The organism is Methylocapsa aurea (assembly GCF_000746085.1).
In the GTDB taxonomy this organism is placed as follows: Bacteria; Pseudomonadota; Alphaproteobacteria; order Rhizobiales; family Beijerinckiaceae; genus Methylocapsa; species Methylocapsa aurea.
In genome coordinates this window covers 352277-365656 of the sequence record NZ_KN050804.1, presented here as the reverse complement: position 1 = coordinate 365656, position 13380 = coordinate 352277, and the positions used below count along the sequence as shown (strand labels likewise).

Here is a 13380-nt window from a genome sequence, read left to right as displayed (position 1 = left end):
TATCAAGGGCTTCCGACGCAGCTCACTAGGTTGTGAATGAATACAATCCCTCCAGGCGTAGCCTTGACTGCCCCCTCCCGACCGCCCAGCAAGCGCTTGACCGCGCGGCGGGACGCCTTCCTGGCGGCGGCTCGGGACGTGTTTCAGGAGAAGGGCTATGCCGAAGCCACGCTGGACGACGTAATCGCCAGGTCCGGCGGATCCCGGCAAACGCTTTATGCCTTGTTCGGCGGCAAGCAGGGCCTTTTTGAAGCAATCGTGACCGACGCCTGCGAGACCATCTTTCGGGGTTTGACTCCCGAACAGCTAGCGCCGCTCGCGCCGGACGCGGTGCTGCGCGAGGTCGGCATCCGCTATGTCGCGATCGTGACCGGCCAGGAGTGCCTCAACCTACACCGCCTGATTGTCGCGGAGGCGCCGCGCATGCCCGAACTCGTGCGGCAATATTGGAAATTGGGCCCGGGCCGCAGCCGGGCCTTCTTGGCCGAATTCTTCGACCGCCAGATCGCGCGAGGCGCGCTGCAAATGCGCGATAGCTGGGCCGGAGCGGACCATTTTCTGGACATGCTGTCGGGGACCGTGCGGCTACAATGCCTGATCGGCCTGCGCGAGCCGCCGACTCAGGGCGAAATCGAAACGATTGTCCAAGGCGCCGTCGTCCAATTCCTGAATGGTTGTCTGGCGAATAAAAAAGCGGAACCCTGATGGGCGCTCTTGAACAAAATTCCCGACGCTGAACGATGCGCCCAGCATGTGGCGGCAATGGCCTGGGCCCGCTGCTCGCCAGATGCTGGGCCCGTGATCCATTGCTTATGCGCTTTCGCTCGTTTCTTGACCTACAAAGACTCGACTGCGGCGCGCGCCTTTTCGATAAGCTGCTCGGCGTTGTAAACAATATCGCTGTCGGGGTCATACACCATGGCGCCAAAATTCCTGGCCAGCGCCGCGCTAACGATCATGGCGCTGGCGAGTTCACGCACGTCTCCGCTCCAGCGAAAGACGATCGCGACGTCCTTCCCTCCTATGTGCGATTGCAAGGCGGGCGATGGGCTCTGTGCATCGACATCCTGAAAGCGAATGTCGAAACCGGCGTCTTCTCCATCCAGAGTGCAGGGCAGATAGCCTGAGGTCTTGAGAGGAACATAGGCGTCGTCGAGCGTGAGCTTGAACTTCAGTCCGTCTATGGCTTGTTGCAAGGCCGGTCGCGTGGGCGCATCCGCGCGATTGAGAAAGGCGGTATGCGATCGCGGCATGGCTGTTTTCCTCTGTCCTAGGCGTGCGACTGCGCAAGGCATGTTCGCGCGCTGCAAATTTCGTGGATCGACGATATAGGATCCCGTCTGGGTTGAAGCAATTGAGATTTACTGGCGCGGCGGTCGCGCGTGGCCTTGCGCAATTTTAGCCTCTTTTTTGTAACCTCCAGGCCCACGAAACTATTTCGGTTCGTCTCGCGTAAATCCTCAAGACGCCGGCTCTGCAGTCTCCGGGCGGCGCAGGACACTAACTTGCCCGATAAAAAGCTTGCTCCACTGCGTCGGAGCGGACCTCGCGGGCTAAACAGGCGAAGAAAGCCGGGGAGCGGTCATGAGTGAAACTCCAGAAACAGGCTTGGCGACGCCCTCGCAGACGCCGCGTCGGCTGGCTGTTTACCGGCATGCGCGCGTCACCCGGTTGACCCATTGGATCAATTTCCTCTGCGTGAGCATGCTGTTGTTTAGCGGCCTGCAGATCTTCAACGCCCATCCGGCTCTGTATTGGGGGCAGTTTGGCGCGGACTCCGATCCTTCGATATTCGAGCTTGGAGCCGATGAATCGCGGCCCGGTCCGCCGGCCGGGTTCGCCAGGATTGGTTCGTCAACTTTCGAAACAACTGGGATCTTCGGCCTTTCGCGCAACGCCAGCGGCGAATTCGCGCAGCGCGGCTTCCCGGCGTGGTTGACGCTTCCAAGCTGGCGCGATCTTGCCATGGGGCGCCGGTGGCATTTCTTCTTTGCTTGGCTGTTTGTCGGCAACCTCCTAGTTTATGTTGTGGCCGGACTCGCCAATGGGCATCTTAGGCGCGACCTCGCGCCTAGCCGGCGGCAGTTGCGGCCAGGGGCTTTGCTCCAGGATATCGTCGACCATCTTCGGCTGAAATTTCCGCGCGGGGAAGAGGCGCGCCATTACAATCCGCTCCAGAAGTTGACCTATCTGGGCGTCATCGGCCTGCTATTGCCGGCAATGATTTTGACTGGCCTCGCCATGTCGCCGGGGATGGACGCTATCCTGCCGTGGCTCGTCGATATGTTCGGCGGACGCCAATCCGCGCGGACCATCCATTTCATCGCAGCCAGTCTGATTGTGCTGTTCGTTTGCGTTCATGTCGCGATGGTGCTTCTGGCCGGACCGGTGAATGAACTGCGCTCGATGATCACCGGACGATTGCTTATTTCTGTCGAGGATAAACATGAGTAGAATCCAACTCCCTCGGCGCCGGTTTTTGGCTCTGAGCGCGGCGGGGCTCGGCGGCGCGCTGCTCGCCGGCTGCGACCGGCTCTCCGAGACCCCGGCAGTCCAGGATGTCCTTTTCTCAGCGGAGTCGCTGACCTATCGCGTTCAGCGTCTGCTCGGCGGGCGCGATGCGCTGGCGCGCGAATTCACCGTCGCTGATCTCTCGCCAGTGTTTAAGGTGAATGGCAGCAGCATGCCCGAGGGCGAGGAATATGCAGCCTTGCTGGAAGGCAATTTTGTCGACTGGCGCTTGCGCGTCGAGGGGCTGGTCGCCAATCCGCTGGATTTATCGCTTGAGGATCTGCGCAACCTGCCGCAGCGGACGCAGATCACGCGCCATGATTGCGTCGAAGGATGGAGCGCGATTGGCAAATGGCGGGGCGTTCCGCTCGCCATTGTGCTGCAGCATGCGTCCCTTCTTCCTACTGCGCGGTTTGTCGTTTTCCACTGCGCCGATGTTTATGAGCGGGCGCTAGACGGGACGGGGCAATATTACGAAAGCATCGACTTGGTCGACGCTTTCCATCCGCAAACCATTCTTGCGCATAGTCTCAACGACGCGCCGCTTTCCGTTGGCCACGGCGCTCCATTGCGGCTGCGGGTCGAGCGCCAACTTGGCTACAAGCACGCAAAATATGTAATGCGAATCGAACTGACCGATCGTCTCGATAGGTTCGGACGTGGACAAGGCGGGTTCTGGCCTGACCGAGGCTATGAGTGGTACGCGGGGATCTGAACCGGATGCGCGTCGCAGTTGCTTATTGTCACTGACCCCTCCCGAACGCTTTGGCTCGGAATTCACGCGCAAAGGAGTCGAGGTCCTCATTGGGCACGTCGGATACCGCGCAATAGACGAGATCCTGTTCCGTCCATCGCATGAGGCTGAAACCTCTGAGCGAGGTTGCGGAGATGGACGGCGCCAGCCTGGCCGGCAATGCGGTCAAGCTTATCAAATGGTTGCGCAGTTGATAGACCAGCGCCGGCGCCGGCGCGCCATCGATGACGTCGACCCGCCCGCCAACGAGGACATAGCCGCGTTCTGCGAGGTCAACAACCGGCGGTGAAAATGCAAGACGCGCATCAAACCAAGGCTTGACCGCATGCCGATCCGTTGAGGCGATATCGACAGGGCGGGCCGCTAGCAAACTGCGCATATGATCAAAGACCAATGTTTCGCTGATGGACGGAGTCCGATCAGCAATGAATTGTGGGACGAGCGCTCCCGTCAAACCGACGCTGACAACAACCGAGGCCGCCAGCGCGAACCAGCTTGGGCGGGGTGGGAGGCGCAACGAGCGCGGGGCCTCGTTCGCGGCTTCAGCGGCAAGACGGGTCCGCAGCTCCTGCGGCGCCCGCCCGCGCGGCAGAGCCCTTCGAATGGCTGTTCGAAGGGCGGTCAGCTGATTCCATTCGGCGGCGAGAGTCGGGTCTTGCGCAATCTTCTTTTCAATTTCCAGCTGGCCCGCTGCGTCGAGCTCTCCGTCGAGCGCCGCCTGCATGAGAAGCCTTAAGTCGTCATGATCTTGCGTCGTCATGCCGGCGTCTCCGCCAATGAGCGAATCAACAGGGCGCGTCCCCTTGCGAGGCGAGACATGACTGTGCCGATTGGCGCCTGCAGAACCTCCGAAATTTCGCGATAGCTGGCGCCGTTGATCTCGCGCATGACGATAACTTCCTTGAAGAGCAGCGGCAGCCTTGAAACCGCATCCTCCAGTCGTTTGGCCTCGACGTTGGCGATGAGTTCCGACTCGGGCGTCGCGGTTCTGACCTCATGGTCAGGCATCCTGCGTTCGGCGTCCTCCAGGTCGTCAGCAATGATCACGGTCTTGGGCCTGTTCTTTGAAATCCAGGTATGTGCGGCGTTGCGCACGACTGTCAGCAGCCAGGCCCGGCTATTGCCGCCGGCGAATCCATCCAGGCCCTTGAACGCGCGAAGACATGCATCCTGCACGACGTCCTCAGCGTCCGTCGCGTTGCCAGTAAGCCAACGCGCCAGAGAATAGGCGTCGTCGAGATGGGGCGAGATCACCTCTTCGAAGAGACGCTGTTTCGCCAGAGCGGCTTCTGCCTGCATTCGCTTTGCGTCCAATCAAGATTCGACGATCATTGGGCCTTTGAACTGCGAACGGAGACGTCAAGCGTTTTTATACGTCTCGGCCCCGTTGAAAGTGAGTCGAAACAGTTGTTTACATCCAACGCCTCCGAATGGAAGGCTTCGCCAAAGCCGCCGAGAGAATGACTGTTGCAGTTATTTGCTCTGCGCTCGCAAGAAGGCGATAATATCTGACCTGTCCTGCAGATTCGTGACCGTAAAAAACATCTTGGCTCCGGGAACGAGGCCCTGCGGATCCATCAGCCACTTGTCCAGTGTTTCCTCGTTCCAGACAATCCCGGAATTTTTCAGCGCCGAAGAATAGGAATAATCTGAAACGGCGCCGGCCTTTCTGCCGAAAACGCCGCCGTGTTTGGGGCCGACATCATTCTGCTCGATGGAATGGCAATCGGTGCAGCCCTGATACAGAGCTTCGCCGCGGACCGGATCGCCAGCCGCATAACAAGGGAGCCCGGCCAGAAGAAGAAGCGCGCTCATGCCGCCAGTTCGAAGCATGGCTGGGGGAAACATTCTGTTCGCGCCGCGTTTCTCGCGCGTAAAAGAAGCCACCGGATTTTGCATCTTGAACATTCCTTGAAGCATTGCTGACGCCGCCACGGCGTCCCCATGAAACGGTTGGGCGCGTCACCCGTCGGAAAGCGCTACATCCGTCGTTGCGAGCCGGCGGTTGCTTTGGCTGTAGACAACGTCGGTGACGCCTAGCACGGAGCGTAGCTTGTCCGCCGGAACCAACATCGGTCCGGCGGTTGGGGCCTTTCCCGGCTCCGGCTGAGGAAAGGCGGTCGAGCGAGCGGTATGAAAGGTGACGCGGCCTTCCACCTTTTGGACTATCTGATGAATATGGCCGTTAAGCACCGTGACCGAGCCGAAGGGCTTTAGGAGCTTAAGCGCCTGCGCGGAGTCTTCGGTGCTCCAACCCCATTCCGGATAAATCGCCCAAAGCGGAATATGGGTGAAGACGACAATCGGCGTCGAATGGCTCTTTCCCTTCAGATCTTCCGTAAGCCAAGCGAGTTGATCGGCCCCGAGCGAGCCTGCTCCATTTTTCTTCAATTCAACAACATTGACCAGCGCAACGAAATGGACGCCGGAATGGTCGAACGAATACCAGCCCCAGCCTTTGCCGCCTGATTTCTTGGCATAGCGTTCGAAATAGGCCTTGCCGGAATTCTCATCTACGACGTCATGTTCGCCAGGGACGTAATGCGTGACGAGGCCGGCCTTGCCGATGATCTGATCGGCATCGTCGAATTCGCCCGGTTTGGCGAGATGCGTAATATCCCCGGTGTGAATCAGAAATTCAGGCTTGGCGCTTAAGGCGTTGATTTTCGCGACCGCCTCCTGCGCCGTTGCGGCCGCGTTTGGGTTGGCGGGTTTGGCGAAGCCGATATGCGTGTCGGATATCTGAAGAAAGCTGAAGCCGCCTTCGGCCGCCTTCGCCTCGCCGACGCCCAATATTTGCGACGACTTCGGAACGCCGCCGGAAACCGTCCACACAACCCCTGCGCCAGCCCATGCCATACACTCAAGCACGCCGCGGCGGCTCATATCCCCAACTCGCTTATAGGACATCGTCTTGCGCTCCATATGCGCCGGCGCTCTCCGGCATCATAGGTTAAGACTCGGGTGGATCGCGTTTTATTCCGATGAATGTGAGAAATATTTCGCGGGTCGCCTTGGCGCGCTGACTGATGATTTGGCCAGAGGTCCAAAACATCGGCTTGGCTGCGGGTCGATGGCGTTCGACGCTCATTTCGCGGGGCGATCATGGATCCCAACCAGAGGCCACGGCGTCACTCAGCCGTTTGGGCGCCGACTCGTTTCATATGGGTCCAAAAATGCGCGCCGGAAAAGATAGAGACGAAAATGGACCAGCCGGAAGGTTGCAGGAAGCAGGTGGAAATATTCTTCGTCAATGCGGAGGACGCAAGCCTCTTCGCACTCGGAGATGGCTAACCTTTACTGTCTCCAAGCCGCCGATCTATACGACGCGTTGCAGGAGGAAGCCGAGGCCAAGCAACTCAAAGCCGGTGAGATCCGGCGACCGTTGGCAGCGGAGATCCTGCGCCGGCAAATGGCGAGTCGCCGCTGTGCCGTTTAGCGCGTACTCATCATAAGACAAATGCTTCAGATATTCGCTGACATCGCCTAAGCTAAGAAATTGAAGAGGGAGACGAGCATGGAGCAGAAAAGCGGCCCCGTCGCCGCCCCCACGGTCGAGGATACCTATCTCGCGCCGCGTTTCGGGCTCATCGAATTTGTTCGTCGCTTGCGCAAGGACCGGCTCTCCGTTTTTTCCCCGGAAGTATTTCATCGCAATCTGATCTACAACCGCATACTCTTCCTCGACTCCTTCATGGTGAACAAACCAGAATATATCGAGCATGTGTTGCTGACCAATCAGCAAAACTACGTCAAAAGCCATTTTGTACGCACATTGTTGGGGCCGCTTCTCGGCAACGGGCTGCTGTTGAGCGAAGGCGCCTTCTGGCGCCGGCAGCGCGGCATTGCAGCGCCGGCCTTCCAACCCAAACGCATCGCCGGATTCCTCGATGTGATGGTTGCGGAAGCAGAGGCGATGGCGGCCTGTTGGCAAGAAAAGCGCGAGCCATGCGACATTGCTACTGAAATGATGGGGCTGACGCTCTCGATCATCGCGCGCACCATGTTCTCAAGCGATGTCGCCGCCGACATCGAAACAGTGCGACGGCTCATGGATGAAGTCGTCGCACAGCGCCCCAATCTCCTAGATCTCTTCGGCTTGCCTCGATGGCTTCCCCGGCGCCACTCTAAGGGCTACCGCGTCGCCATCCAAGCCTTTGACGCGCTTGTCGCCCGCATCATCGCCGAGCGCCGCGCCCAAGGGCTTGACCGTGGCGATCTTCTCTCGATGCTGCTCGCCGCGCGCGACCCGGAGTCGAGCGAAGGAATGAGCGACAAGCAATTGCGCGACGAAATCCTCACGATCTTCGTCGCCGGTCACGAGACCACGGCCAATGCCCTGAGCTGGACCTGGCATCTCTTGGCGCAGCATCCCGAGGTCGAGGCCAAGCTACATGCCGAGCTCGATCAGGTTCTTGGCGGGCGCGCCCCCAACTTCGCCGACCTCGCCAAGCTCAAATACACACGGATGGTCTTCGAGGAGGCGATGCGCCTTTATCCGCCTGCGCATACGATCTCGCGCACGGCTGTCCAAGAGGACTGGATTGGCGGCGTGCGCATCCCGCGCGGCGCAGCGATCTTCATCAATATCTATGTGACGCACCGCAATCCGACCCTGTGGCCAGAGCCGGACCGTTTCGATCCGGAGCGCTTCGCCCCCGAAGCGGTCGCCAACCGCCATCGCTTTGCCTATTTGCCCTTCGGCGGAGGGCCGCGCATCTGCATCGGCGGTGGGTTCGCCATGGCCGAGTCGCTGACGATCCTAGCGATAATCGCGCAACGCTATCGCCTGCGCGCTGCGCCTGGCCGCACGGTTGAGCCGATCGGGCTGGTAACTCTGCGGCCCAAGCACGGCATCTGGATGGCCGTGAGTAGGCGTGGAGCGTCGCCCCCTGATCAGGCAAGGTCGAGGCATCGGATATTTGATCTATTTCGCCGCTTGTCTTGTCGCCAATAGAGAATTTGTGAGAGGGAGGCGGGGCTCAATTCCAAGGTCGTGACTGTTGGCGTCTCCCCTCCAAGCGAGGGTCTAGATTTTGGCCTTGAGATCTTGGGCGACGCGCAAAGAGACTTTTTTGCTTGCCTTGATTTTCATGCTCTCGCCCGTCGCCGGATTGCGCCCCATGCGCGCTGCGCGCTTCTTGACCTGCAAAATGCCGATCCCGCTGATTCGAACTTTCGCGCCTTTCTTGAGATGTTTGATGATTGTCTCGATCATGTCGCTGAATATTGCTTCAACTTGCTGTTTCGGGAGCTCATGTGTTGCAGCGAGTTGCGCGCCGATCTGCTTCAGCGTGATCGTTGTCTGGGCCGGAGCGGCTTTCGCCGCCGCAGGTTTGACGGTGGTGGCTTTTGCGCTCGCGCTATTTTCGCTCTTTACGACGGCGCCCGCCTTCTTCACCGCAACAGATTTCTTGGCTACCACCGAATCAATCCTCCAACGATGTCTGCAATCGGCCGGATAGAGCTGTCAAGACAATGCGACTCGATTGCCGCTTGGCCCATACATCATGCAAGCATGAATTGTCCATAAGCCTTTGCTAGAGCGCTTTCAGTTTCCGCGGAATCGGAAGGCAGCTCTAGGTCTTTATTTCATCGCATTTTCTTGACGCAAACCGGTATCCACTTCGCTTGAAAATGCTCTAACGCCGGCCGCATCGACAGCGCCGGACGGCCTCCTCTTCGGGGAGCCCTCAAGGGTTGCGGCATGCGTGGCCTGTGTGGGCTTCGAACGCAGCGGTGCGACGGTTGAGTTATCGCAAAGAACAACATCTGCGGCGCGTCTGCCGATGGCGACGCCCTGACCTCTTCTAGCTTCTGAGAGTGGAAAGTGGATCCGAGAGACTGAAGCGCGGCGTTTTGATCAAGACTATTCGCGTCACAGGCAATCCGGCAAAGTCGAGCGGCGACCCCGTTGGGGCTGCGCCCCGGCCCCCATTGCGCCAGTCCTCCTCCTTGGATCCTTAAGCGCTCTGGCCGGCCCGGGTCGGGCGGCCGCATGGTTTCGCTCGACACCGGCTCACCAGCTTGATACCCGCGTTGGGCGGAGGACTGCCTCCGCTCAGAGGCGTCATGAAGCTCTATTCGGAAAACAGTTCGCCCTTCTCCGCCCCGGTGCGAGTCGCGATCTATGCGAAGGGGTTGAATATCGATATCGAACCGCCGCCCGGCGGTTTGCTGTCGGCGAAGTTCCACGCCATCAATTCGCTCGGGACGATTCCGTGCCTTATTCTCGAAAGTGGAACGCCGCTGCCGGAATCGGCTGCGATCATGGAATATCTGGAGGATAAATTTCCCGCGCCGCCATTGCGGCCGGCTGGGCCGGAAGACAAGGCGCGGGTGCGTTTGCTGCAACGCATCGGCGAACTCCTGATTATGACGCCATTGGTTGAACTCTCCCGGCAGTCCGATCCTGCGAGTGGGGATCCGAGCGCGGCTGTTTGGCTGACGCGGCTCGTGCGGGGATTGTCGTCGCTGCAGCTCTACGTCGGCGACGAACCGTTTGCGACCGGCGCGCAGTTGACGCTGGCCGACTGCGAGCTTGCGCCAGCTTTGTTCATGCTCCCGAAGATTGCCGCCGCCCATGGCAAACCCGAATTGCTCCAGGCCTACCCACAAATCGACCGCTATGTCGCAAGCAGCAGTCAACACCCGGCGATCCGCCAAGTCTTGGATGAGATGGCGCCAACCTGGAAGCTCGGAAAATACGGCGCGAGGACTGCGTCGGGATGAACAGCCAAATTGTCATTTCGGCCAGCAAAATGCCGCGCTCCGGCTTCATTTCAACAAAATATCGCAAGCTGAGCTTGAGCCGGAGATGCCAGCGGACACAGAGGATGATAGTCTCGCAATCGACATGGCGGCCTTGAAAAAATCAGCAATGCTCAGCTTCCGGGTTCCCTTTTTCCAACGTGCCGGGCTTCAGCTGGTTGCGCCGGAATCCTCTGGCAAACAGCAATGACTGACAGGCTCGCAATCGGCGCCGCTGACGTCCTGCTGGTGGTGGACGTTCAGAATGATTTCTGTCCGGGGGGCGGCCTTGCGGTTCCGCGCGGCCACGAAGTCGCGCCGATCATCAGCCGCCTGGCTGAGCGGTTTCAAAATGTGGTGTTGACGCAGGATTGGCACCCGCCCGGTCACCACTCGTTCGCCTCGACGCATCCTGGCCGGCAGCCGTTTGAAGCTCTTGTCCTCGCCTACGGCGCGCAAGTGCTGTGGCCCGACCATTGCCTCCAGGAGACGACGGGGGCGGAGTTCCACGCGGACCTGCGCATTCCTCACGCGGCCGCGGTGATTCGCAAGGGGTTTCGTCCCCTGATCGACTCCTACTCGGCCTTTTATGAAAATGATGGCGCGACGCCGACCGGGCTTGTCGGCTACCTGCGGGAGCGCGGCCTCACGCGCGTGTTCGTGACCGGGCTCGCATTTGATTTCTGCGTCCGCTACTCGGCCGAGGACGCCTGCCGCGAGGGCTTTTCCGTCATCGTCGTCGAGGACGCCTGCAGGGGAATCGACATTGAGGGGTCGGTGGCCGCCACCCGCCGGAGCCTTGCGGCAAAGGGGGCTGTTTGCATTGCATCCGACGCTATTGCGTGATCCCTTGCCATTTCGAATGGGCCGACGTCTCGTCGCTGAGATGTGCGCCAGCCTGATGGGCGATGGCGTCGCTGACTTCTTGCTCATAGGCCCTCAGGCTTGGCGAAACGAAGACTCCATAAGGCTCGGCGGCCGTCCGCAGCGAGCGAAGCGCGGCGGGCAATTGCGAGATCTTCTCGCGCGCATAAAGCCTCGTCTCGGAAAGCGTTCCTGCGCGCGCCAGACGACGCCCGTTTCGCATCACGCATTCAAGGAGAGGGACGCCAGCCTCAAGCTCGAAGCTGCGCGCAAGAATGTCGGAGGTCATGACGCCCTCCGATAACGCTCGGAAGATCTGCTTTCGCCCAGGTAGCGTCCGCTTTCCGGCGGCGAGCTTCATGCGGCCGACATTTGCGTATTCGGTCAGTTTGTAGACGAGGTCAAGCGCGGGGGCGTCGGCCGAGATGCTCATGTCGGTGCCGACCCCGAAGCTGTCGATCGGAGCTTTGGCCGCAAGCAGCTGGTCGACTTTGTATTCGTCAAGCCCGCCACTCGCCACGATCTGGACTTGGTTGAGCCCGGCGCCGTCGAGAATGTCGCGAACGCCGCGAGAAAGCTGAGAGAGGTCGCCGGAATCGAGCCGGACCGCGCGCAGCCGAAATTCGGCCCCGAGCTTTGCGGCGAGCTTGACGACGTTGCGCGCGCCCTGCAGCGTGTCATAGGTATCAATGAGAAGGGTGGTTTGGGGATAGATGGAGACGAAGGCGCGAAACGCCTCCAATTCGGATGGGCACGCCTCGATGAAACTATGGGCGATGGTGCCGCTGACAGGCATCCCGTAAACCTGCCCAGCCATGACGTTGGATGTCGAGGCGACTCCGGCCAAGTGAAAGGCCCGCGCGCCCTTTAGCGCCGCATCGAGCCCCTGCGCGCGGCGACTGCCGAAATCCATGACCGGCCGGCCGCGCGCGGCCTCGACCACGCGGGCGGCCTTCGACGCGAGCATGGTCTGCAAGCCGATCTGGTTCATGACCAGGGTTTCGACGATCTGGGCCTCTCCGATCGGCGCTTCGATTTCGAGGATTGGCTCATTGGGGAAAAAAGGCGTCCCCTCAGCCATCGCATAGACGTCGCCGGTAAAGCGGAAACCGCGCAGCCGCTCCAGAGTGCGCTCCGAGAAGGCTCCGAGCTGGGAAAGATAAGCGATGTCAGCAGAGTCGAAGCGGAGCGATTCGAGGGCGTCGATCACTCCGTCGAGCCCACAGGCGATGAGATAGTTGCGCTCCGGCGGCAGCCGACGCGCGAACAGACTGAACGCCGCTTTGTCGGTGAAGCCCAGATCCCAATAGGCTTGCAGCATCGTGAGTTCATAAAGGTCCGTGAAAAGCGCGCTGATTGAATTTGGCGCGGCGGGCTTTCCGGACGGCGTCATGATTTCAGCTTTCTCTTAGGGCGCTTCCCAATCGGATGATTCCATCTGATTGGGAAGCGCCCCAGCATTTTTTTCGTTTCATGTTGGATGGCGCCGGGAAGGCCTGCCCGATGGGCTGCGGCGGGCCTTGGCGGGTGAAGCGCGAGCGCATAGGTGCGCGCCCTCAAGGCGTCGGCCAGGGCTTGGCGATCCTTGAGATGGGCGATTTCCTCGAACGGAATTGGCCGCCCGATCGCCACCGGCAATGTCGCGCCGATCCGGGTCTTCACTTCGTGGAAAATCAGCGCAAGCCGCAGCGTCTGGCTGAGATGGCTGGCGATCTGGAAGATGCGGCTGTTCTGGCCGCCGAACCAGATCGGAGCAACGGTCGCCCTGGAACGCTGAATAAGCTGGGCGGCGAAGGGTTGCCAGCGGGAATCGACCGCCGGCCGGCGCCCCAGCCGATCGGGCGCCGTCGACACCGCGCCCGCCGGAAACACCACGACCGCGCCGCCCTTCTCCAATTGGGCGCGGGCGGCGGCGCGCGACTTGATGTTGATTTCGCGCGCCGCCGGCGCATCCGAAAAATCAATCGGCAGAATGAAGTCGCGAACTTCCGCGGCGCGCATCAGAACCGCGTTGGTGAGCACGACAAAATCGGGCCGAACCTTTTCGATGAGCCAGGAAATGACCAGACCGTCGAGCACGCCGTAAGGATGGTTGGCGACAAAGACGGCTGGGCCCGTGCGCGGCAGCCGCGCCAGAGCCGCCTCGTCATAAAGGACGTTGAGCGCCAAGGAGCGCACCGCCGCGGCCCAGAAGCTTTCGCTTGGCCGCGGATGACGCTGGTTGTCGAGGTAAAGGCGCTTCAAGGCCGGTTGGCCGGTCGCCTTTTCCATTAATCGGATCAGCTTGCGTTTGACCGGCGGGTCGGTCGGCGCGGCGTAACTGAACAGATAGTCGTCCATCGGGAACCCGATAGTCTTGCCGCATGTCTGAAGGATGACGGCGGTGGGTTTATGCCAAATAGCGGCAGGTCGGTTCTCCCCGCCCGCCGAGGCCGCTGGCGGAGGGACGGCTTGTGGAAGGGCGCCCTCGTGCGCTAAAGGACCGCATCAAGCTGAGCTGC

General features: G+C 60.4%; 14 protein-coding genes. 6 read left to right on the top strand and 8 right to left on the bottom strand.

Going from position 1 to position 13380, the window contains the following annotated elements; all coding sequences use genetic code 11:
- The first annotated feature begins 63 nt into the window (after nt 1-63).
- Nucleotides 64-705 (top strand): TetR/AcrR family transcriptional regulator, encoded by a 642-nt coding sequence (locus tag DL86_RS16905; protein ID WP_036264114.1) that lies wholly within the window; start codon nt 64-66, stop codon nt 703-705.
- A gap of 131 nt (nt 706-836) precedes the next feature.
- Here the strand turns inward: DL86_RS16905 and DL86_RS16900 are convergent, their stop codons facing one another.
- A complete protein-coding gene (locus tag DL86_RS16900) occupies nt 837-1253 on the bottom strand; it encodes a hypothetical protein (protein ID WP_036263758.1) in 417 nt (138 codons plus the stop codon).
- Nucleotides 1254-1584: 331 nt separating this feature from the next.
- Between DL86_RS16900 and DL86_RS16895 the strand changes: the two genes are divergently transcribed.
- Together DL86_RS16895 and DL86_RS16890 are read left to right on the top strand one after the other, a co-directional pair.
- A complete protein-coding gene (locus DL86_RS16895) occupies nt 1585-2454 on the top strand; it encodes a cytochrome b/b6 domain-containing protein (RefSeq protein WP_051953636.1) in 870 nt (289 codons plus the stop codon).
- Nucleotides 2447-3226, top strand: a complete 780-nt coding sequence (locus DL86_RS16890; RefSeq protein WP_036263756.1) for a molybdopterin-binding protein — start codon at nt 2447-2449, stop codon at nt 3224-3226. Before DL86_RS16895 ends, DL86_RS16890 begins: the two co-directional genes overlap by 8 nt.
- Before the next feature lie 28 nt (nt 3227-3254).
- Here the strand turns inward: DL86_RS16890 and DL86_RS16885 are convergent, their stop codons facing one another.
- From DL86_RS16885 to DL86_RS16870, 4 genes are all read right to left on the bottom strand, one after another.
- A complete protein-coding gene (locus DL86_RS16885; protein WP_036263753.1) occupies nt 3255-4025 on the bottom strand; it encodes an anti-sigma factor family protein in 771 nt (256 codons plus the stop codon).
- The gene (locus DL86_RS16880) at nt 4022-4564 is read right to left on the bottom strand and encodes a sigma-70 family RNA polymerase sigma factor (RefSeq protein WP_036263750.1); all 543 of its coding nucleotides are present in this window, start codon (nt 4562-4564) and stop codon (nt 4022-4024) included. The genes DL86_RS16885 and DL86_RS16880 overlap by 4 nt, the downstream gene beginning before the upstream one ends.
- A 174-nt stretch (nt 4565-4738) precedes the next feature.
- Nucleotides 4739-5080, bottom strand: a complete 342-nt coding sequence (locus DL86_RS16875; RefSeq protein ID WP_036264106.1) for a c-type cytochrome — start codon at nt 5078-5080, stop codon at nt 4739-4741.
- A gap of 147 nt (nt 5081-5227) precedes the next feature.
- On the bottom strand, nt 5228-6175 hold the full coding sequence (locus DL86_RS16870) for a metallophosphoesterase family protein (protein WP_036264104.1): 948 nt from the start codon (nt 6173-6175) through the stop codon (nt 5228-5230).
- Nucleotides 6176-6782: 607 nt separating this feature from the next.
- Between DL86_RS16870 and DL86_RS16860 the strand changes: the two genes are divergently transcribed.
- Nucleotides 6783-8222, top strand: coding sequence for a cytochrome P450 (locus DL86_RS16860; RefSeq protein WP_051953634.1), 1440 nt, complete (start codon nt 6783-6785; stop codon nt 8220-8222).
- A 72-nt stretch (nt 8223-8294) separates the two neighbouring features.
- Here DL86_RS16860 and DL86_RS16855 read toward each other — a convergent pair whose 3' ends face one another.
- The gene (locus tag DL86_RS16855; RefSeq protein WP_084572987.1) at nt 8295-8666 is read right to left on the bottom strand and encodes an HU family DNA-binding protein; all 372 of its coding nucleotides are present in this window, start codon (nt 8664-8666) and stop codon (nt 8295-8297) included.
- A 671-nt stretch (nt 8667-9337) separates the two neighbouring features.
- Here DL86_RS16855 and DL86_RS16850 point away from each other — a divergent pair.
- Together DL86_RS16850 and pncA are read left to right on the top strand one after the other, a co-directional pair.
- Nucleotides 9338-9997, top strand: coding sequence for a glutathione S-transferase family protein (locus tag DL86_RS16850; protein ID WP_156964718.1), 660 nt, complete (start codon nt 9338-9340; stop codon nt 9995-9997).
- Nucleotides 9998-10222: 225 nt separating this feature from the next.
- Entirely contained in the window at nt 10223-10861 is a 639-nt protein-coding gene (gene pncA, locus DL86_RS16845; RefSeq protein WP_036263744.1) for a bifunctional nicotinamidase/pyrazinamidase, read from the top strand.
- Here pncA and DL86_RS16840 read toward each other — a convergent pair.
- Nucleotides 10851-12272: a nicotinate phosphoribosyltransferase gene (locus DL86_RS16840; RefSeq protein ID WP_051953632.1), complete on the bottom strand. Its 1422-nt coding sequence runs from the start codon at nt 12270-12272 to the stop codon at nt 10851-10853. The two genes, pncA and DL86_RS16840, sit on opposite strands and share 11 nt — an antisense overlap.
- Complete coding sequence (locus DL86_RS16835; protein WP_051953630.1) at nt 12269-13219, bottom strand: lysophospholipid acyltransferase family protein; 951 nt, start codon at nt 13217-13219, stop codon at nt 12269-12271. Before DL86_RS16835 ends, DL86_RS16840 begins: the two co-directional genes overlap by 4 nt.
- Between the last annotated feature and the right edge of the window lie 161 nt (nt 13220-13380).

What these genes read in the sequence shown, in the direction of transcription:
- DL86_RS16900 (WP_036263758.1), bottom strand. Translation starts at nt 1,253, where the DNA reads ATGCCGCGATCGCATACCGCCTTTCTCAATCGCGCGGATGCGCCCACG.
- DL86_RS16895 (WP_051953636.1), top strand. Translation starts at nt 1,585, where the DNA reads ATGAGTGAAACTCCAGAAACAGGCTTGGCGACGCCCTCGCAGACGCCG.
- DL86_RS16890 (WP_036263756.1), top strand. Translation starts at nt 2,447, where the DNA reads ATGAGTAGAATCCAACTCCCTCGGCGCCGGTTTTTGGCTCTGAGCGCG.
- DL86_RS16885 (WP_036263753.1), bottom strand. Translation starts at nt 4,025, where the DNA reads ATGACGACGCAAGATCATGACGACTTAAGGCTTCTCATGCAGGCGGCG.
- DL86_RS16880 (WP_036263750.1), bottom strand. Translation starts at nt 4,564, where the DNA reads ATGCAGGCAGAAGCCGCTCTGGCGAAACAGCGTCTCTTCGAAGAGGTG.
- DL86_RS16875 (WP_036264106.1), bottom strand. Translation starts at nt 5,080, where the DNA reads ATGAGCGCGCTTCTTCTTCTGGCCGGGCTCCCTTGTTATGCGGCTGGC.
- DL86_RS16870 (WP_036264104.1), bottom strand. Translation starts at nt 6,175, where the DNA reads ATGTCCTATAAGCGAGTTGGGGATATGAGCCGCCGCGGCGTGCTTGAG.
- DL86_RS16860 (WP_051953634.1), top strand. Translation starts at nt 6,783, where the DNA reads ATGGAGCAGAAAAGCGGCCCCGTCGCCGCCCCCACGGTCGAGGATACC.
- DL86_RS16850 (WP_156964718.1), top strand. Translation starts at nt 9,338, where the DNA reads ATGAAGCTCTATTCGGAAAACAGTTCGCCCTTCTCCGCCCCGGTGCGA.
- pncA (WP_036263744.1), top strand. Translation starts at nt 10,223, where the DNA reads ATGACTGACAGGCTCGCAATCGGCGCCGCTGACGTCCTGCTGGTGGTG.
- DL86_RS16840 (WP_051953632.1), bottom strand. Translation starts at nt 12,272, where the DNA reads ATGACGCCGTCCGGAAAGCCCGCCGCGCCAAATTCAATCAGCGCGCTT.
- DL86_RS16835 (WP_051953630.1), bottom strand. Translation starts at nt 13,219, where the DNA reads ATGGACGACTATCTGTTCAGTTACGCCGCGCCGACCGACCCGCCGGTC.